Genomic DNA, 17,611 nt, shown 5'->3' with positions numbered 1-17,611 from the left:
AATTTGTTTGACCCGGCGGAAACTGGCCGATCTGCCGGCCCGTCCGGCCCGGGTGGCTTGACCTGCCGGCGACGGCCCATTCGCGAAGGACGGTGCGCGGGGCCTGCGCGCGCCCGGCGCGCTAGCGCGCGAAATCCGTCACCACCGCCACGCCCGGGGATGTCGGGCCATTGAAGGCCGCGAGCTCGTCCGAGACATCCGACAGCGCCACCTCGCGCGCGATCAGCGGCGCCATGTCGACCTTGCCCGAGGTGATCAGTCCCAGAAGCGACGGGTAGCGCCAGGACGGCATTCCGCGCGTGCCGTATAGCGCGAGGTTGCCCTGGTAGACCGCGCTCATGTCGACATCCATCCGCGCCGTGTGGCCCACGGGCATGCCCACCTGCACGTGCCGCCCGCGCGGGCGCAGGCAGCGCAGCGAGCCGTTGACCGTGGCCGGGATGCCCAGCGCCTCGACCGAGACATGCGCGCCGCCGCCGGTGATTTCGCGGATCCGGTCGACCGTGTCCTCGCCGGCCATCACGGCGGCGTCCATGCCGAGGCCCAACGCGTGGTCCAGCTTTTCCTGCACGATATCGACCACCACGACCCGCGCACCCATCGCCCGCCCCAGCAGCGCCGTCGACAGACCGATGCCGCCGGTGCCGTGGACGGCCAGCCATTCGCCGGCCGCCAGCGCCGCGCGCCCGGTCAACGCGTGCCAGGCGGTCGTCACCCGGCAGCCGAGGCCGGCGGCGACGGTGGGCGACAGCCCCTCGGGCAGGCGCGCGAGATTGTGGTCGCGCGGCACCGCGACGTATTCGGCGAAGGCCCCCGGCTCCAGGAAGCCCGGCAGGCGCTGGTCAAGACAGGTGTTCTGGTGGCCCGAGCGGCATTCCGGGCAGGTGCCGCAGGCGAGGATGAAGGGCGCGACGAGCCGGTCGCCGACGCCGTATTGCGCGTCCGGTCCGGCCGAGACGACCTCGCCGCAATATTCGTGCCCGCCGATCTGCCCCGGCTTCACGCGCGGATGCTCGCCCACCCAGCCGTGCCAGTCCGACCGGCAGACGCCGCAGGCGATCACCTTCAGCACGACGCCGTCGCGCGGGGTCTCCGGCTCGGCCACGTCCTCGATCGAAAGCGGGGCGTTGTATTCCCTCAGAACGGCTGCACGCATCTGACCTTCTCCCCCGGGCTCGCGTCGGGGCGATCCTGACCCGAGCGGGACGCGAGGGAAAGCGGCTTCGCGCGGCGGGGGCGGATTGACCTCGGCGCGCGGGGCCTCACCATCGCGCGCGAAGGAGACGCCCCATGCCCCAGACCGAAGACACCAATCGCCGCATCGTCCTGGCCCAGCGCCCCAGGGGCGAGCCCGACGCGAACACCCTGCGCCTCGAAACCGGGCCGGTGCCCGAACCGGGCGCGGGCAAGATGCTGCTGCGCACCGTGTTCCTGTCGCTGGACCCCTACATGCGCGGGCGGATGAACGACGCGAAGAGCTACGCCGAACCGGTCGCGATCGGCGGCGTGATGACCGGGCAGGTCGTGGCCGAGGTCGTGACGTCCGATCTCGACGGCTTCGCCGTGGGCGACATGGTGCTGGCGGGCAGCGGCTGGCAGGACTGGGCGGTGTCGGATGGCGCGGGCGTCCTGAACCTCGGCGCCGCGCCCGAAAACCCGTCCTGGGCGCTGGGCATCCTCGGCATGCCGGGCTTCACGGCCCATGCCGGCCTTCTGAACATCGGCGAGCCGAAATCCGGCGAGACGCTGGTCGTGGGCGCGGCCACCGGGCCCGTCGGCGCGACGGTGGGGCAGATCGCGAAGATCAAGGGCTGCCGTGTCGTCGGCGTCGCGGGCGGGCCCGAGAAATGCGCCCATGCGGTGGACAAGCTGGGCTTCGACGCCTGCATCGACCACCGGGCCGAAGACTTCGAGGCGCAGCTCGCCGCCGCCTGCCCCGACGGCGTCGACATCTACTGGGAAAACGTCGGCGGCCGCACGCTCTACGCGGCGCTTCCGCTCCTCAACGCCTTCGCCCGGGTCCCGGTCTGCGGGGTCGCGGCATGGTACAACCTCGCCGGGCTGCCCGAGGGTCCCGACCGCGGCCCGCAGATCCTGTCGACGATCCTGCGGATGAAGGTGAAGATGCAGGGCTTCATCATCTTCGACAATTTCGGACCCGAGGATTACGCCGTCTTCGCCCGCGACATGCGCGGCTGGCTGGCCGAAGGGCGCGTCACCTATACCGAGCAGGTCGTCGACGGGCTGGAGGCCGCGCCCGGCGCGCTGAACGACCTTCTGGCGGGGCGCAGTTTCGGCAAGATGGTCGTGCGCGTCGGCTGACGCCCGATCCGTGCTAGGCTGCCCCCGCAACAGCAGAAGGGGGCGGCCATGGCACTCGGCGCCTTTTCCATGAGCCTGAACGTGAAGGACCTCGCCGCGTCGATCGCGTTCTACGAGACGCTCGGCTTCGAGGTGGCGGGCGATTATTCGGACCAGGGCTGGGCGATCCTGCGCGACGGGTCGACCACGCTGGGCCTGTTCGGCGGGCACATCCAGACCAATTGCCTGACCTTCAATCCGGGCTGGACGCAAGACGCCCAGCCGGTCGAGGGCGCGTGGGAGGACGTGCGCGCGATCCAAGCGCGGCTCAAGGCGGCCGGGATCGAGCTGACGTCGGAATGCGATCCGGAACGCGAAGGACCGGCGCATATCGCGCTGACCGATCCGGACGGCAACGCGATCCTGATCGACCAGCACCGCTAGGCCCCTCGGGGCCCGTCACATCTCGATGCGGTAGCTTTCGATGACCGTGTTCGCGAGAAGCTTCTCGCACATCTGGCGGACCTGCTCCTCGGTCGTGCCCTCGGCCAGGTCCAGCTCGATCAGCTTGCCCTGCCGGACCCGGTCGACCCCTTCGAAGCCCAGCGCGCCCAGCGCGTGGCGCACCGCCTCGCCCTGCGGGTCGAGCACGCCGTCCTTCAACATCACCTCTACCCGAACGATCATCCGCGCGCTCCTTCAGCCGCTTCCCGCCCGGTCGCTAGCGCCAGCCCGGCCGGGGTGCAAGCGTCAGAGCCGCTCGCTGACCTCGGCGCACCAGCCCGTGCAGATCCAGCCCAGGCGGCTCGCGACGGTGGCGGCGATGGTCTCGAGCCGGTCGAAATCGGCCGCCCAGGGGCTGGCCTCGACCGAGAGGATCATGTCGCCCTCCACCCCCGAGACGGGCCGGGGCGGCATCGGGACGAGGCCGAGTTCGCCCAGGTCGTCGCGCAACTGATCGGGCCGGGCGGCGAAGAGGCGGCGCTGCTTGAAGCCGAAATCGACCCGGCGCGCCGAGAGGCCGTCATCGCCCTGCGCCAGCAGAAGCCGGCGCGACACGTCATTGGCCGTCACCACATCGGGTGCGGCGCCTTCCTGCAAGTCGCGTATCTGAAGCATCGCGCGGCGGCTCCGTCCTGGTTCGGGGACGATGCTGACCCGGCGACGAAGGCGTCAGCGGGGCGCGATTAGGGAATCTCTTGGGACGGCCGGGCCCCGCCTCAGTTGATGAGATGCGGTTTCGTGACCGGCGCGGAATTGGTGGGCAGCACGCCCAGGCGCCGCGCGACCTCGGTATAGGCGTCGGCAAGCGAACCGAGATCGCGGCGGAAGACATCCTTGTCGAGCTTCTTGCCCGTCTCGATATCCCACAGCCGACAGCTGTCCGGGCTGATCTCGTCGGCGAGGATCAGGCGCTGGAAATCGTTGTCCCAGACGCGGCCGACCTCGATCTTGAAGTCGACCAGCTTGATGCCGACGGCCAGCATGCAGCCCGACATGAAGTCGTTCACCCGCAGCGCCAGCGCGACGATGTCGTCGAGATCCTGCTGCTGGGCCCAGCCGAAGGCGATGATGTGCTCCTCGGCCACCAGCGGGTCGCCCAGCTTGTCGTCCTTGTAGCAGAACTCGATGATCGGGCGCGGCAGCGGCGTGCCCTCCTCGATACCGAGGCGGGTCGAGAGCGAGCCGGCGGCGACGTTGCGCACGATGATCTCGAGCGGGATGATCTCCACCGCGCGGATCAGCTGCTCGCGCATGTTGAGCCGCTTGATGAAATGAGTGGGCACGCCGATCTGGCCGAGCCCCGTCATGAAGAACTCCGACAGGCGGTTGTTCAGGACCCCCTTGCCGTCGATCACATCCCGCTTCTCGGCGTTGAAGGCGGTGGCGTCGTCCTTGAAATACTGGACGAGCGTGCCCGGTTCCGGGCCCTCGTACAGGATCTTGGCCTTGCCTTCGTAGACCTTCTTGCGACGGGCCATGATGTCCTCGGGGAAAGGGTGCGTGTTTAGGGCACATAGGCGCTTCGCCCAGCGCCCGCAAGCGAAGCGGCTTGCCGCCCGTGCTTTGCATCCGCATATGGAAGCCAGCCACATGCGAAGGAGGGTTCCCATGTCCGACAGCTTCAAAGACCGCGAAAAGGGCTTCGAGAACAAATACGCCCACGATGCCGAGCTGCAGTTCAAGGTCGAGGCGCGCCGCAACCGCCTGCTGGGCGAATGGGCCGCCGATCTTCTGGGCAAGGAGGGCGAGGAGAAGGCCGCCTATGCCAAGGAGGTCGTGAAGGCCGATTTCGAAGAGGCCGGCGACGACGACGTTCGGCGCAAGGTCGAGGGCGACTTGGGCGAGAAGGTCCCCGCCGCCGAGATCCGCGCGAAGATGGACGCGCTGATGAAGGTCGCCAAGGAACAGGTGATGAAAGAGATGGACTGAGGGTCCGCGCCTCAACTCCAACTTGCATCCAATTCGTTTGCGCCGCCGCGCGCGGGCTGTCATGGCCCGCGGCGAGACGCGACGCGAGGACCCGCCATGCCCGATGCCCTGACCCGCCTGCTATCCGCGCGCGACTGGCTCATGGCCGACGGCGCGACGGGGACGACGCTGTTCAACATGGGGCTCGGGTCCGGCGACGCCCCCGAGTTCTGGAACGACACCCGGCAGAACGACATCCGCACCCTCTACTCCGGGGCGGTGGATGCCGGGTCGGACATCTTCCTGACGAACACCTTCGGCGCCAACGCCGCGCGGCTGAAGCTGCATGACGGGGCCGACCGGGCGCGCGAGCTGGCGCGCAAGGGCGCCGAGATCGGACGCGAGATCGCCGATGCCGCGGGCCGCCCCGTGGTCGTCGCGGGCTCGATGGGCCCGACCGGCGAGATCATGGAGCCGATGGGACCGCTGAGCCATGCCAGCGCCGTCGAGATCTTCCACGAGCAGGCCGAGGGCCTGAAGGAAGGCGGGGCCGACGTGCTCTGGGTCGAGACGATCTCGGCCCCGGAGGAGCTGAAGGCGGCGGCCGAGGCCGCGGCCCTGGCCGACATGCCCTGGTGCGTGACCATGAGCTTCGACACCGCGGGGCGGACGATGATGGGCACCACCTCCGAGGCGATGACCCGGCTGATCGGAAAGCTCGCGCACAAGCCGCTGGCCTATGGCGCCAATTGCGGGGTCGGCGCCTCCGACCTGATCCGCACCGTGATGGGCTTCGGCAAGACCGACCGCCCGCTGATCGCCAAGGGCAACGCGGGCATCCCAAAATACCAGGACGGGCATATCCACTACAACGGCACGCCCGCCCTGATGGCCGAATACGCGGTGATGGCGCGCGACGCGGGCGCCACGATCATCGGCGGCTGCTGCGGCACCACGCCCGAGCATCTTCGCGCCATGCGCGCCGCGCTCGAGACGCGGCCCCGCTCCGACCCGCCCTCGCTGGAGGCGGTGGCCGCGGCGCTGGGCGGCTTCTCCTCGGACAGCGACGGCACGGATGGCCGCGCGCCGACGCGCGACCGGTCGCAAAGCCGCCGGCGCCGCGCGCGGACCTGAGCCGGACCGCTCAGAACAGCGCCAGCTGATCCCCCGCGCGGGCGGGCACGCGGAACCGGTCACAGCGGAGGGGCGGCAGCCGTTCGGCCAGCCCGAGCGACCGGCAGGCGCGGCGGAAGCGGTCCTGCAGAAGCTGCGCCTGCACCCCCTGCCCCCGCATCCGCCTGCCGAAACCCGCATCGTAGAGCTTGCCGCCGTGGAACTCGCGGATCTTGTTCAGGACGCGCCGCGCGCGGTCGGGGACATGCGCGGCCAGCCATTCCTCGAACAGCGGCGCGACCTCCAAGGGCAGGCGCAGCGGGATCATGCTGGCGGCCTGCGCGCCGGCGTCGCGCGCCGCCGCGAGGATCGCCTCGACCTCGTGATCGGTCAGGCCGGGGATGGTGGGCGAGACCATGACCCGCACCGTAACGCCCGCCGCGGCCAGCCGCTCGATCGCCTTCAGGCGGCGCGAAGGCACCGGCACCCGCGGCTCGAGCTTGCGGGCCAGCGCGTCGTCAAGCGTGGTCACCGAGATGCCGACGCGGCACAGCTCCGGCCCCATCTCGGTCAGGATGTCGATATCGCGCTCGATCAGCGTCCCCTTGGTGGTGATCGCGGTCGGGTGGCGATGGTCGCGTAGCACCTCGAGCAGGCCGCGCATGATGCCGCGCTTGGCCTCGATCGGCTGGTAGGGATCGGTATTGGTGCCCAGCGCCATCATCTTCGGCACGTAGCCCTTCGCACCCAGCTCGCGCGCCAGCGCCTCGGGCGCGTTGGGCCGCGCGATCAGCTTGGTCTCGAAATCGAGGCCGGGCGATAGGCCCAGCCAGGCATGGGTCGGCCGCGCGAAGCAGTAGATGCAGCCATGCTCGCAGCCGCGATAGGGGTTCACCGACCGGTCGAAGCCCAGATCGGGCGAGCGGTTGGTCGAGATCACCCGCCGCGCAACCTCCTCGCGCACCTCGGTCGCGGCCCGGGGCGCATAGGCCACGTCGCGCTCCTGCCCCTCGAAGCGGCCCGCGCGGTTCGACAGCGCGCCCCGCGCGGCGACCGGCGTGGCACCGTCCAGCCATTGCGGCGCGTCATGTCCCATTGCAACTCCCGTTCGGAAACGAGAACATAAATAGAACATCGCGACAAAACGCGCAACATGAGTCGCGCCGCAACTTCCGCTTGTCGCATTTCGCTTTGTCAAAGCCGCCGCCACGTCTCATCTGGGGAGAAACCCCGCGGAGGCTTGGCCCCATGTCCGACGAAGACGACGATATCGTCCTGAGCGAGCTGGATGACGAGGAACTCGTCAACCAGATGTTCGACGACCTCTACGATGGCCTCCGCGAGGAGATCGAGGAGGGGGTGAACATCCTTCTGGAACGCGGCTGGGCGCCTTACGACATTCTGACCAAGGCGCTGGTCGGGGGCATGACCATCGTCGGCAACGACTTCCGCGACGGGATCCTCTTCGTGCCCGAGGTGCTGCTGGCCGCGAACGCGATGAAGGGCGGCATGGCGATCCTCAAGCCGCTGCTGGCCGAGACCGGCGCGCCGCGCGTGGGCAAGATGGTGATCGGCACGGTGAAGGGCGACATCCACGACATCGGCAAGAACCTCGTCTCGATGATGATGGAGGGCGCGGGCTTCGAGGTGGTGGACCTGGGCATCAACAATGCGGTCGAGAAATACCTCGCCGCGCTGGAGGCCGAGAAGCCCGACATCCTCGGCATGTCGGCGCTGCTGACCACGACGATGCCCTACATGAAGGTCGTGATCGACACGATGAAGGAACAGGGGATCCGCGACGACTACATCGTGCTGGTGGGCGGCGCGCCGCTCAACGAGGAATTCGGCCGGGCGATCGGCGCGGACGCCTACTGCCGCGACGCCGCCGTGGCCGTCGAGACCGCCAAGAGCTTCGTCGCCCGCCGCCACAACCAGATGAGCGCCTGACGAAGATCGCGGCCCGGTCCCGGACCGGGCTTCCCCCCGGCCCGCCCCGCATGCATGGTCGCGCCACCGCAACCGGGGGATCCGTCCATGACCGTCAAGCTCTACCTCGTGCCCGGCACCGTCGCGCTGGCCAGCCATGCCGCGCTGGAGGAAGCCGGCGCCGATTACGACCTGCACTGGCTGCGCTTCTCGAAGAACGAGCATGTCGCGCCGGACTACCTGGCGATCAATCCCAAAGCCCGCGTCCCCGCGCTCGAGACGCCCCACGGCATCCTGACCGAGACGCCCGCGACGCTGGAATGGATCGCCACGACCTGGCCCGAGGCCGGGCTGATGCCCTCCGACCCGTGGCAGGCCGCCCGCGCGCGCGAGGCGATGAGCTATCTCGCCTCGACGGTCCATGTGAACCACGCGCACAAGATGCGCGGCAGCCGCTGGACGCAGGACGCGGCCGCGCAGAAGGCGATGGCCGCCGAGGTGCCGCGCACCATGGGCGAATGCGCCGCCTATCTCGAGAGCCGGCTGGAGGACGACTGGATCTGCGACGCCTTCTCGGTCGCGGACCTGCACCTGTGGGTGATCAGCCGCTGGCTCGACGGCGACGGCGTGCCGCTCGCCGACTATCCGAAGCTCCACGCGCTGAGCGACCGCGTCGCCGCGCGCCCGGCCGTGGCCCGCGTCGCCGCCGAACACGCCCGGCACGAACGCTAGCGCCCGCGCGCGCCCCGCGCCTTCGCACTGGCCGCACGCGCCCCCGGCCCTAGCTCGCTGAGGCGACACGCAGCCTCAGCGAAAGGACAGCCCATGCGCTTCGCCCTCCCCCTTCTCCTCGCCAGCACTCTCGCCGCGCCCGCCTTCGCCGACGCCCATGTCGGCCCGCGCGTTACCGGGGCCCTCGTCGATGCCGACGGGACCCAGATTGGCTCCGTCTCGATCTTCGAGACCGCCAGCGGCATCGTCCGCGTCAACGTGCAGGCGATCGGCCAGACGCCCGGCGCGCATGGTGTCCACCTGCACGAGACCGGCGAATGCGAGGGCGATTTCACCTCCGCGGGCGGCCATATCGCGGGCGACGCGATGCACGGGCTGGTCGAAGGCGGGAACCATCCCGGCGACCTGCCCAACGCGTTCGTGGGCGAGGACGGCGAGCTTTCGATGGAGGCCTTCAAGGCGAACCTGTCGGTGGACGAGCACCTGATCGATGCCGATGGCGCGGCGCTGATCATCCATTCGGGGCCCGACGATTACGAAAGCCAGCCCGCGGGCGATGCCGGATCGCGCGTGGCCTGCGCGGTGCTGGAAGAGGCGGGCTGAGTTACCAGCCGAACCGTGGGCCGGGGGAGAGACCCCGGCCCATCAGTCCGCGCCGAGCTTCTTGACGATGGCCGCCGCCAGCTCCGCCGGCGCCTTGCGGAGATCGGCCTCGACCGCATCCTCGTCCGGGCGCGGCGGCTCCAGCGTGGCGAGCTGGCTGTCGAGCAGCGACAGCGGCATGAAATGCCCCGTCCGCCGCTTCATCCGCTCCGCGATCACCGATTTCGGCCCGGTCAGGTGCACGAAGCGCACCGCGCCGGCCGCGTCGCGGATGCGGTCGCGATAGGCGCGCTTGAGCGCCGAGCAGGCGATCACGACCGTGCCCTCGGTCGCGGCCAGCGCCTCGCCCACGCTGTCGAGCCAGGGCCAGCGGTCGGCATCTTCCAGCGGAATACCCTTCGCCATCTTGGCGACATTGGCGGGCGGGTGCAGGTCGTCGCCGTCGATGAACCGCCCGTCCAGCCGCGCGGCCAGGCGCTGGCCGACCTCGGTCTTGCCGGTGGAGGTCACGCCCATCACCACCAGTTTCAGATCATCCGCCATCCGCCGCCTCCCGCTCCGGCGTTGAGGCTGGCGCGCGGCGCCCCCAAGTCAACCGATGGACCTGCGCGCGCAACCGGCGCATGATCCGACGCCAGAGAACCGGAGCCCGCCCATGCCCCTCGACCGCCTCGTCCTGATCCTCGTCATCGTGGTCGTCGCCGCGGCCGCGACCGTCTGGCTCGGCGCGGTGATCGCCGCCAGCTTCGCCTGGGAGGGCGGGCTGGCCCTGCTGATCCCTGCGGCGCTGGTCGCCTATGTCGTCTTCCGCGTCGTCGCCGACCGGTTGGGCAATTCCGAAGACGACAAATACGACAGGATGGACTGATGGAGACCATCATCACCACCACCGACACGGTCCCCGGCCGCGAGATCGCGCATTGCATCGGCCTCGTGAAGGGCTCGACCGTGCGGGCCAAGCATATCGGCTCGGACATCGTGGCGGGGCTGCGCAACCTCGTGGGCGGCGAGGTGAAGGAATACGCCTCGCTGCTGGCGGGCGCGCGCGAGCAGGCCATCGACAGGATGCTGTCGGAGGCCCGGACGATGGGCGCCGATGCCGTCGTCGGCATGCGGCTGGAAACCTCGACCATCACCCAGGCGGCGTCCGAGGTCGTAGCCTACGGCACGGCGGTGAAGCTGAAGTGAGACGCGGCGGCCGGGCGGCGCGGATGGCGGCCCAAATGCCGCCCTCGGCCGGCGAGCCGCCCAGCGACGCCGCCCTGACGGAACGGGGGCTGGCGGCGCGCGGCGCGGGCCGCGTCCTGGTCATTGCCTGCGGCGCCCTCGCCCACGAGATCCTCGCCATCCGCGACGCGAACGGGCTCGACCATCTCGACCTGCATTGCCTTCCCGCGATCCTGCACAACCACCCCGACCGCATCGCGCCAGCCGTCGACGCGGCCCTGTCGGCGCGGGCGCGCGGCTATGACCGCGTCTTCCTCGCCTATGCCGATTGCGGCACCGGCGGCGCGCTGGCGGAGCTCTGCGCGCGGCACGGGATCGAGATGATCGCGGGTCCGCATTGCTATGCCTTCTTCGAGGGCGTCGCGGCCTTCGCGGCGCGCGACGAGATCGACGCCTTCTACCTGACCGATTTCCTGGCCCGCCAGTTCGACGCCTTCGTGACGCGCCCCCTCGGCCTCGACCGCCATCCCGAGCTTCGGGACAGCTATTTCGGCCATTACCGCAAGCTGGTCTACCTCGCGCAGACCGACGACCCGGACCTGACCGCGCGGGCAGAGGCCGCCGCCGCGGCGCTGGACCTCGCCTTCGAGCGGCGCGCGACGGGCTATGGCGACCTTCCGGGCGCCTTGGCCCGCGCCTGATCTTTCCCCGGCCCGCGCCCCGCGCTAGACGGTCCCCGCAACCGGAGCCGCGCCCCATGTCAGACCCTGCCCTCACGCCCGAGCTGATCGCCGCCCATGGCCTGAAGCCGGACGAATACGATCGCATCCTCGAGATCATGGGCCGCGAGCCCAGCTTCACCGAGCTCGGCATCTTCTCGGCCATGTGGAACGAGCATTGCTCCTACAAATCGTCGAAGAAATGGCTTCGTACCCTGCCCACCAAGGGGCCGCAGGTGATCTGCGGGCCGGGCGAGAACGCGGGCGTGGTCGATATCGGCGCCGGGGCGGACGGCACCCGGCAGGCCGTCGTCTTCAAGATGGAGAGCCACAACCACCCCTCCTATATCGAGCCCTACCAGGGCGCCGCGACCGGCGTGGGCGGCATCCTGCGCGACGTCTTCACCATGGGCGCGCGGCCCGTGGCGGCGATGAACGCGCTGAGCTTCGGGGAGCCGTCGCATCCCAAGACCCGCCAGCTCGTCCACGGCGTGGTCGAGGGCGTCGGCGGCTACGGCAACTGCTTCGGCGTGCCGACCGTGGGCGGCGAAGTGCGCTTTCACGCCAGCTACAACGGCAACTGCCTCGTGAACGCCTTCGCGGCGGGCATCGCGGATGCGGACGCGATCTTCTACTCCGCCGCCTCGGGCGTGGGCCGGCCGGTCGTCTATCTGGGAGCCAAGACGGGCCGCGACGGCGTGGGCGGCGCGACCATGGCCTCGGCCGAATTCGACGACACGATCGACGAGAAGCGCCCGACCGTGCAGGTCGGCGACCCCTTCACCGAGAAGCGGCTGATGGAGGCCTGCCTCGAGCTGATGGCCACCGGCGCCGTCGTCTCGATCCAGGACATGGGCGCCGCCGGGCTGACCTGCTCGGCCGTCGAGATGGGCGACAAGGGCGGCCTCGGCATCCGGCTGGACCTCGACCGCGTGCCGGTGCGCGAGGAGGCGATGACCGCCTACGAGATGATGCTGTCGGAGAGCCAGGAGCGGATGCTCATGGTGCTGGATCCGGAGAAGGAAGACGCGGCCCGCGCCGTCTTCGAGAAATGGGACCTCGACTTCGCCATCGTGGGCGAGACCATCGCCGAGGACCGCTTCATCATCGTCCATAGCGGCGAGACGAAGGCCGATCTGCCCCTCTCGACCCTGGCCTCCAGCGCGCCGGAATACGACCGCCCCTGGGAGCCCGCGCCTGCCCCCGCGCCCCTGGGCGACGTGCCCGCGGTCGACGGCATCGACGGGCTGCGCAGCCTTCTGGGCAGTGCCAATTACTGCGCCCGCGACTGGGTGATCGAGCAATACGACACGCAGGTCATGGCCGACACGATCGTCCCGCCCGCCCACGATGGCGGCGTGATCCGCGTCCACGGCACCGACAAGGCGCTGGCCTTCACCGCCGACGTGACGCCACGCTACGTCAAGGCCAACCCGCGCCAGGGCGGCCGGCAGGCCGTGGCCGAGGCCTATCGCAACCTCGTCGCCCGCGGCGCGCGGCCGCTCGCGGCGACCGACAACCTCAATTTCGGCAATCCCGAGAAGCCCGCCATCATGGGCCAGCTCGTCGAGGCGATCGGCGGCATCGGCGAGGCTTGCCTCGCGCTCGACATGCCCATCGTGTCGGGCAATGTGAGCCTCTACAACGAGACCGACGGCACCGGGATCGACCCGACCCCCACCATCGGCGCCGTGGGCCTGATCGACGCGCTGGAGCATCGCATCGCCGGCCGGGCGGACGTGCGGATGCTCGCGCTGCTGCTGGGCGGCGAGGGCACGCATCTGGGCCGCTCCGCCCTGCTGGCCGAACATCTCGGCCGCGCGGAGGGCGACGCGCCGCATGTCGACTTGGAAGCCGAGCGCGTCCATGGCGAGTTCATCCTCGCCAACCGCGCCTGGATCACCGCCTGCACCGACCTCTCCGATGGCGGCCTGGCGCTCGCCGCCTTCACGCTGGCCGAGGCGGGCGGCGTGGGCGTGACGCTCGATGTGGACACGACCGAAGGCCTCTTCGGCGAGGACCAGGGCCGCTACCTGCTGGCCTGCACCTTCGACTGCGCCGAGGCCCTGATGGTCGCCGCCGGCCAGGCCGGCGTGACCCTGACGATGGTCGGCCAATTCGGCGGCGACACCGTCAAGCTGGGCCGATCGGAGGCCCCGCTGGAGGGCTTGTCGGCGCTGTATCGCGGGCGGTTCGGGGAGCTGTTCGGCTGAGGGCCGCGCCTGAGCCCTAGCGGCGGCGTGCACGTCTCGACCGGCGACATGTTCGACCTGCGCTTCCCGGGGCAATGGATCCAGGCCGAGGGCCGGCTGCACCAGGACTGGATGCGGGACTACGACCCAACGACGGGGCGGGATATCTAGGCCGACCCGCTGGGGCTGGTGGATGGGGCCAGTGTGTACGGGTATGCGCTGTAGAGCCCGATGCGGTGGACCGACCCGTAGGGGGAGTTCATCCCGCTCCTCCTCCTCGGATACTCCGTCTACTCGGCGATCAACGCCGCCGCCGAGGCCTATGACGAGTTCTGCTACTCCGACGATGGCTTGATAGGCGCTGAAACGGCTTGGCTTCTGCTGGACGTCGCCCCGGGCGGGCTTGGAAGGGCTGCTAAGCTTGGCGTTCGCGGCATGCGAATGGCTCCTAATGCCGTCGGGCGAAGCACCCTGGTAGACTCCTACCGAAGTCTGCGAGCGGCGGGAGAAAGAGACGCTCATCATGTCATCCAGCATGCGGCTGTCAGAGATCTTCCTGGGTACTCCAGATATGATGCACCCGCCTTGTGCCTCGACGGACCGGCAAGCATTGTAGCCACTCCTCATCATGTAACTCGGATAGTTCAGAGACAGGCTGGCGGTGGAACCTACGCTGCTGAGAGAAGAATTGGTTATAAGGCTCTGCGGCGAGCCGGTATGAATCGTGCGGACGCACGACAAGCTATTATTGAGGCCGATCATTACTTCCGGTGGATCGGCGTCACAGCATTGACGCGCACAAGGAGGCCAAGTGACCGCCAATGATACAGGCTGACGAGTACGAAAAGATACTTCGTACGGCGGAAAGAATAGTGCAGCTGATTGGAACAGATCAGCTCGATGAGCTTTCACTCCTGCAATCTGGAACAAGACTCAAGCCCGAGGCTTTCCGAAGAGTGATGGCAGAACACGGGAAGACATTCGTTTTCGACCAATCCCGCTCAGTCTTACCGATTGAGAATGCAGTCGTGGTTGATGGCAGCAGTCCAACCCGATATGCAGTGGATATTCCGCTTCAAACGAGAGAAGAGGGTAGGTCCGATCTTGAAGTGCGGGCAACTTTTTTCTTGGCTATGAACGAGAGGGATCCTGAAATTCTTGGTTTCGAAATTGACGATATCCTTATATCCTAATCATACCTGAGCACCTTGTGATATTCAAATTGAGGAATCAGATTGCTCTGTCTGAGGCCAATTTGTGAAGCCGCGTTGCCAATCAGAAGGATGAATTGAGAGTTCGCTGGCTCTGCTAAGCAAAGACTGACTCACTATCTACTCGATCCACGATCTCGACGGCGACCGGATCGTAGGCACGAGAATGCCGCCCCGGCGGGCACGAATCCTTTCCTGCGCGAAAATGTCTTGATTGACGGGACAGTGGTAGCGGTCGTTGAGGGGGCGCGCGGTCCATCACGTCCGCACCGACCATATCGGCCGGCCGGTCTTCGCTACGGACGACGGCGGCCTCGTCGTCTGGGAGGCGAGCTATCTGCCCTTTTGCGGCGTGCACGTCTCGACCGGCGACACCCTCGACCTGCGCCTCTCCGGCGCGTGATCCTGACCCAAGAGCGGCCTGCACCGGCCCGGTGCGCCGCCTCCCCCGCCTTGCCCCCGCGCGCCGGGGCGCCTAGCTAGTCGGGAGAAGACGGAGGACCGACATGGCGATGCAGGCGCGCGAGATCGAGGAGCTGATCCGCGAGAGCTTCCCGGACGCGAAGATCACCATCACCGATCTCGCGGGCGACGGGAACCATTACGCCGCCGAGGTCGTGGACGAGAGCTTCCGCGGCCAATCCCGGGTGGCCCAGCAGCGTGCCGTCTATGCCGCGCTCCGGGGCAAGATGGACGGCAAGGCGGGCGAGCTGCACGCACTGGCGCTGACCACGCGGGTGCCGGAGTGAACCTCTTCGCCGTCACCCTCTGCGGCCTGATCGTCGCGATCCTGGTGCTTCGCGCCCTCTGGGTGCTGCGCCAAGAGGCCCGCCAGCCCCATGGCGGCCGCCCCCGCGGCATCGCGCCAGGGGAGGGCTACGAGGAGATCGTGAGCGATTACAGCACCGGGGCGGGCGGCGGCAGCCGACTCGTCACCCGAGTGCCCCGCGATCCGCAGGAATATGCGCGCGTCTTCGTGCCGCGCCGGAACAAGGAGAAATGACCATGACCGAGACGACCGACGCGAAGGCCCGGATCGACGAGACCGTGAAGGCCAATGACGTGGTGCTGTTCATGAAGGGCACCAAGGCCATGCCGCAATGCGGCTTCTCGAGCCGCGTTGCCGGCGTGCTGAACTACATGCAGGTCGACTACCAGGACGTGAACGTGCTGGCCGATGACGGCATCCGGCAGGGCATCAAGGATTACTCCGACTGGCCCACGATCCCGCAGCTCTACGTGAAGGGCGAATTCGTCGGCGGCTGCGATATCATCACCGAGATGACGCTCTCGGGCGAGCTCGACACGATGCTGGCCGACAAGGGCATCGCCTTCGACAAGGACGCCGCCGAGAAGATCCGCGAAGCCAACGCCTGAGCGGGCGGCGGTGCGCCGGGTTCAGCGGCGCGCTGGCCTCAGCGGCGCTCTTCCTCCGCGATCAGCGCGAGGCGGTCCCAAGTCAGCATGACGCGCATCGTGGCCAGCGTGACGCCGACCAGCGCCGCGGTCAGCAGGACCACGTCGACGGAGAGCGCTCCGTCCTCGCGGCGCAGGAAAGTCTCAAGATCCATCGTTAACACTCCTGTGGCAGACAGCATGCGACGGTAGACCGAACGGACATGGCCGCATTGTGATGCGAAGCCGGCACGGGCGTGACGATCCTGCGGAATGCGGCGGTGTTCGCGTGTCGTGACGTAGCGGCAGATCGTCGGACCGCCGCCCCGGCCCCGCCGGGAAATCGCCGGAAGTGGCGCGCCGGACGCCCGGTTCAGTCCTTGCGGCGCCCCTCGACATGCTTGCGCAGGCGCGATGCCTGCGGGCGCTTGCGGCCCTTGTAAGGGTTCGCGTCGCCCTGCCCGCGCAGATGCAGCCGGATCGGCGTGCCAGGCATGTCGAAATCCTCGCGCAGCCCGTTGACCAGATAGCGAGTATAGGCATCGGGCACCGCGTCGGGATGCGAGCACATCACCACGAAGCCCGGCGGGCGCGTTTTGACCTGCGTCATGTAGCGCATCTTGATGCGGCGGCCCTGCGGCGCGGGGGGCGGGTGCTGCTCCAGCATCCCGGTGAGCCAGCGGTTCAGCGCCGCCGTCGGCACTCGGCGGTTCCAGACCTCGTGGGCGCGCAGGATCGCGTCATGCAGCCGGTCGAGCCCGCGCCCAGTCTTGGCCGACACGGTGACCAGCGGCGCGCCGCGCAGCTGCGGCAGCAGCCGCTCGAAGGCTTCCTTGAGTTGGGCCAGTTTCTCCTGCCGGTGCTCCTCCAGGTCCCATTTGTTGACCGCGACCACCACGGCGCGCCCCTCGCGCGAGGCGAGGTCGGCGATGCGCAGGTCCTGGCTCTCGAAGGGGATCTCGGCATCGAGCAGCACGACCACGACCTCGGCGAATTTGACGGCGCGCAGCCCGTCCGAGACCGACAGCTTCTCCAGCTTCTCCTGTACCTTGGCGCGCTTGCGCATCCCGGCGGTGTCGAAAAGCCGCGTGGGCGTGCCCTGCCAGTCGAAGCCCAGCGCGATCGAGTCGCGGGTGATACCCGCCTCCGGGCCGGTCAGCAGGCGCTCCTCGCCGATGATCCTGTTGATGAGGGTGGATTTCCCGGCATTCGGGCGCCCCACCACGGCGATCTTCAGCGGGCGTTTGGCGGTCGGGGCCCAATCCTCCTCCGCGCCCGGATCCGCCTCGTCGATCTCGACCTCGGCCTCGGCCTCCTCGGAGGGCTCGGCCGCCTTCAGCTCGATCAGCGGGCGCAGCGCGGCGGCGAGATCCGCCATGCCCTCGCCATGCTCGGCCGACAGGCCGATCACGTCGCCCAGGCCTAGCGAGAAGGCCTCGAACATGCCGGCCTCGCCCAGCCGCCCCTCGGCCTTGTTGGCCGCCAGCAGGACCGGGCGACCGCCGCGGCGCAGGATATCGGCGAAGGTCTCGTCGGCGGGCGTCACGCCCACCCGCGCGTCAATCACGAAGAGCGCGGCATCCGCCATCGCGACCGCCCGCTCCGTCAGGCGGCGCATGCGGCCCTGCAGGCTGTCATCGGTGACCTCCTCCAGCCCGGCGGTGTCGATGACGGTGAATTTCAGGTCTCCCAGTCGCGCCTGCCCCTCGCGCAGGTCGCGCGTCACGCCGGGCTGGTCGTCGACCAGCGCCAGCCGCTTGCCGACCAGGCGGTTGAAGAGAGTGGACTTGCCCACGTTGGGCCGTCCGACGATGGCGAGGGTGAACATGGGGTGCGT

The 17,611-nt window shown here is 68.9% G+C and carries 24 protein-coding genes; 16 read left to right on the top strand and 8 right to left on the bottom strand.

Annotated features, from left to right (window positions below; genetic code table 11):
* Nucleotides 1–121 precede the first annotated feature (121 nt).
* A complete protein-coding gene (locus P8627_RS14340) occupies nt 122–1,156 on the bottom strand; it encodes an alcohol dehydrogenase catalytic domain-containing protein (protein ID WP_279964917.1) in 1,035 nt (344 codons plus the stop codon).
* Between the two features lie 134 nt (nt 1,157–1,290).
* Here P8627_RS14340 and P8627_RS14335 point away from each other — a divergent pair, with 134 nt between their 5' ends.
* Nucleotides 1,291–2,322 (top strand): NADP-dependent oxidoreductase, encoded by a 1,032-nt coding sequence (locus tag P8627_RS14335; protein WP_279964915.1) that lies wholly within the window; start codon nt 1,291–1,293, stop codon nt 2,320–2,322.
* 48 nt (nt 2,323–2,370) lie between these two features.
* A complete protein-coding gene (locus P8627_RS14330; RefSeq protein ID WP_279964913.1) occupies nt 2,371–2,745 on the top strand; it encodes a VOC family protein in 375 nt (124 codons plus the stop codon).
* A gap of 15 nt (nt 2,746–2,760) precedes the next feature.
* Here P8627_RS14330 and purS read toward each other — a convergent pair whose 3' ends face one another.
* The 3 genes from purS to purC all read right to left on the bottom strand — a co-directional run bounded on the left by purS (nt 2,761) and on the right by purC (nt 4,283).
* Entirely contained in the window at nt 2,761–2,988 is a 228-nt protein-coding gene (gene purS / locus P8627_RS14325; RefSeq protein ID WP_279964911.1) for a phosphoribosylformylglycinamidine synthase subunit PurS, read from the bottom strand.
* A gap of 63 nt (nt 2,989–3,051) precedes the next feature.
* Nucleotides 3,052–3,420 (bottom strand): hypothetical protein, encoded by a 369-nt coding sequence (locus P8627_RS14320; RefSeq protein WP_279964909.1) that lies wholly within the window; start codon nt 3,418–3,420, stop codon nt 3,052–3,054.
* Nucleotides 3,421–3,521: 101 nt separating this feature from the next.
* On the bottom strand, nt 3,522–4,283 hold the full coding sequence (gene purC / locus P8627_RS14315) for a phosphoribosylaminoimidazolesuccinocarboxamide synthase (protein ID WP_279964907.1): 762 nt from the start codon (nt 4,281–4,283) through the stop codon (nt 3,522–3,524).
* A 130-nt stretch (nt 4,284–4,413) separates the two neighbouring features.
* Here purC and P8627_RS14310 point away from each other — a divergent pair, with 130 nt between their 5' ends.
* Nucleotides 4,414–4,734 (top strand): DUF1476 domain-containing protein, encoded by a 321-nt coding sequence (locus P8627_RS14310; protein WP_279964906.1) that lies wholly within the window; start codon nt 4,414–4,416, stop codon nt 4,732–4,734.
* A 96-nt stretch (nt 4,735–4,830) separates the two neighbouring features.
* Nucleotides 4,831–5,847 (top strand): betaine--homocysteine S-methyltransferase, encoded by a 1,017-nt coding sequence (bmt, locus tag P8627_RS14305; RefSeq protein WP_279964905.1) that lies wholly within the window; start codon nt 4,831–4,833, stop codon nt 5,845–5,847.
* 10 nt (nt 5,848–5,857) lie between these two features.
* Here the strand turns inward: bmt and P8627_RS14300 are convergent, their stop codons facing one another.
* Entirely contained in the window at nt 5,858–6,922 is a 1,065-nt protein-coding gene (locus P8627_RS14300; protein ID WP_279964904.1) for a PA0069 family radical SAM protein, read from the bottom strand.
* A 152-nt stretch (nt 6,923–7,074) separates the two neighbouring features.
* On the opposite strand from P8627_RS14300, the gene P8627_RS14295 reads away from it, so the two are divergent.
* The 3 genes from P8627_RS14295 to P8627_RS14285 all read left to right on the top strand — a co-directional run bounded on the left by P8627_RS14295 (nt 7,075) and on the right by P8627_RS14285 (nt 9,090).
* A complete protein-coding gene (locus P8627_RS14295) occupies nt 7,075–7,776 on the top strand; it encodes a corrinoid protein (protein ID WP_279964902.1) in 702 nt (233 codons plus the stop codon).
* An 87-nt stretch (nt 7,777–7,863) separates the two neighbouring features.
* Complete coding sequence (locus P8627_RS14290; protein WP_279964901.1) at nt 7,864–8,487, top strand: glutathione S-transferase family protein; 624 nt, start codon at nt 7,864–7,866, stop codon at nt 8,485–8,487.
* Between the two features lie 93 nt (nt 8,488–8,580).
* Nucleotides 8,581–9,090: a superoxide dismutase family protein gene (locus P8627_RS14285; RefSeq protein WP_279964900.1), complete on the top strand. Its 510-nt coding sequence runs from the start codon at nt 8,581–8,583 to the stop codon at nt 9,088–9,090.
* 42 nt (nt 9,091–9,132) lie between these two features.
* Here P8627_RS14285 and P8627_RS14280 read toward each other — a convergent pair whose 3' ends face one another.
* Complete coding sequence (locus P8627_RS14280) at nt 9,133–9,633, bottom strand: gluconokinase (protein WP_279964899.1); 501 nt, start codon at nt 9,631–9,633, stop codon at nt 9,133–9,135.
* A 112-nt stretch (nt 9,634–9,745) separates the two neighbouring features.
* Here P8627_RS14280 and P8627_RS14275 point away from each other — a divergent pair, with 112 nt between their 5' ends.
* The 9 genes from P8627_RS14275 to grxD all read left to right on the top strand — a co-directional run bounded on the left by P8627_RS14275 (nt 9,746) and on the right by grxD (nt 15,756).
* On the top strand, nt 9,746–9,958 hold the full coding sequence (locus P8627_RS14275; protein ID WP_279964897.1) for a hypothetical protein: 213 nt from the start codon (nt 9,746–9,748) through the stop codon (nt 9,956–9,958).
* On the top strand, nt 9,958–10,278 hold the full coding sequence (locus tag P8627_RS14270; protein WP_279964896.1) for a YbjQ family protein: 321 nt from the start codon (nt 9,958–9,960) through the stop codon (nt 10,276–10,278). Before P8627_RS14275 ends, P8627_RS14270 begins: the two co-directional genes overlap by 1 nt.
* A gap of 23 nt (nt 10,279–10,301) precedes the next feature.
* Nucleotides 10,302–10,958 carry a DUF1638 domain-containing protein gene (locus tag P8627_RS14265; protein WP_279964895.1) on the top strand — a complete coding sequence of 219 codons (657 nt, stop codon included), beginning with the start codon at nt 10,302–10,304 and terminating at the stop codon, nt 10,956–10,958.
* Between the two features lie 56 nt (nt 10,959–11,014).
* Entirely contained in the window at nt 11,015–13,189 is a 2,175-nt protein-coding gene (purL, locus tag P8627_RS14260) for a phosphoribosylformylglycinamidine synthase subunit PurL (protein ID WP_279964894.1), read from the top strand.
* Between the two features lie 800 nt (nt 13,190–13,989).
* A complete protein-coding gene (locus P8627_RS14255; protein WP_279964893.1) occupies nt 13,990–14,361 on the top strand; it encodes a DUF7668 domain-containing protein in 372 nt (123 codons plus the stop codon).
* A gap of 256 nt (nt 14,362–14,617) precedes the next feature.
* On the top strand, nt 14,618–14,782 hold the full coding sequence (locus tag P8627_RS14250) for a hypothetical protein (protein WP_279964892.1): 165 nt from the start codon (nt 14,618–14,620) through the stop codon (nt 14,780–14,782).
* A 103-nt stretch (nt 14,783–14,885) separates the two neighbouring features.
* Nucleotides 14,886–15,128, top strand: coding sequence for a BolA family transcriptional regulator (locus P8627_RS14245; RefSeq protein ID WP_279964891.1), 243 nt, complete (start codon nt 14,886–14,888; stop codon nt 15,126–15,128).
* Nucleotides 15,125–15,382, top strand: coding sequence for a hypothetical protein (locus P8627_RS14240; protein WP_279964890.1), 258 nt, complete (start codon nt 15,125–15,127; stop codon nt 15,380–15,382). Before P8627_RS14245 ends, P8627_RS14240 begins: the two co-directional genes overlap by 4 nt.
* 2 nt (nt 15,383–15,384) lie before the next feature.
* Nucleotides 15,385–15,756 carry a Grx4 family monothiol glutaredoxin gene (gene grxD, locus P8627_RS14235; RefSeq protein ID WP_279964889.1) on the top strand — a complete coding sequence of 124 codons (372 nt, stop codon included), beginning with the start codon at nt 15,385–15,387 and terminating at the stop codon, nt 15,754–15,756.
* Between the two features lie 38 nt (nt 15,757–15,794).
* Here the strand turns inward: grxD and P8627_RS14230 are convergent, their stop codons facing one another.
* Together P8627_RS14230 and der are read right to left on the bottom strand one after the other, a co-directional pair.
* Nucleotides 15,795–15,950 (bottom strand): hypothetical protein, encoded by a 156-nt coding sequence (locus tag P8627_RS14230; protein ID WP_279964888.1) that lies wholly within the window; start codon nt 15,948–15,950, stop codon nt 15,795–15,797.
* Between the two features lie 197 nt (nt 15,951–16,147).
* Nucleotides 16,148–17,602, bottom strand: a complete 1,455-nt coding sequence (gene der, locus P8627_RS14225) for a ribosome biogenesis GTPase Der (RefSeq protein WP_279964887.1) — start codon at nt 17,600–17,602, stop codon at nt 16,148–16,150.
* Nucleotides 17,603–17,611 lie beyond the last annotated feature (9 nt).

It is taken from the genome of Jannaschia sp. GRR-S6-38 (assembly GCF_029853695.1).
Taxonomy (GTDB): domain Bacteria; phylum Pseudomonadota; class Alphaproteobacteria; order Rhodobacterales; family Rhodobacteraceae; genus Jannaschia; species Jannaschia ovalis.
This window is presented reverse-complemented; position numbering and strand designations above follow the sequence as displayed.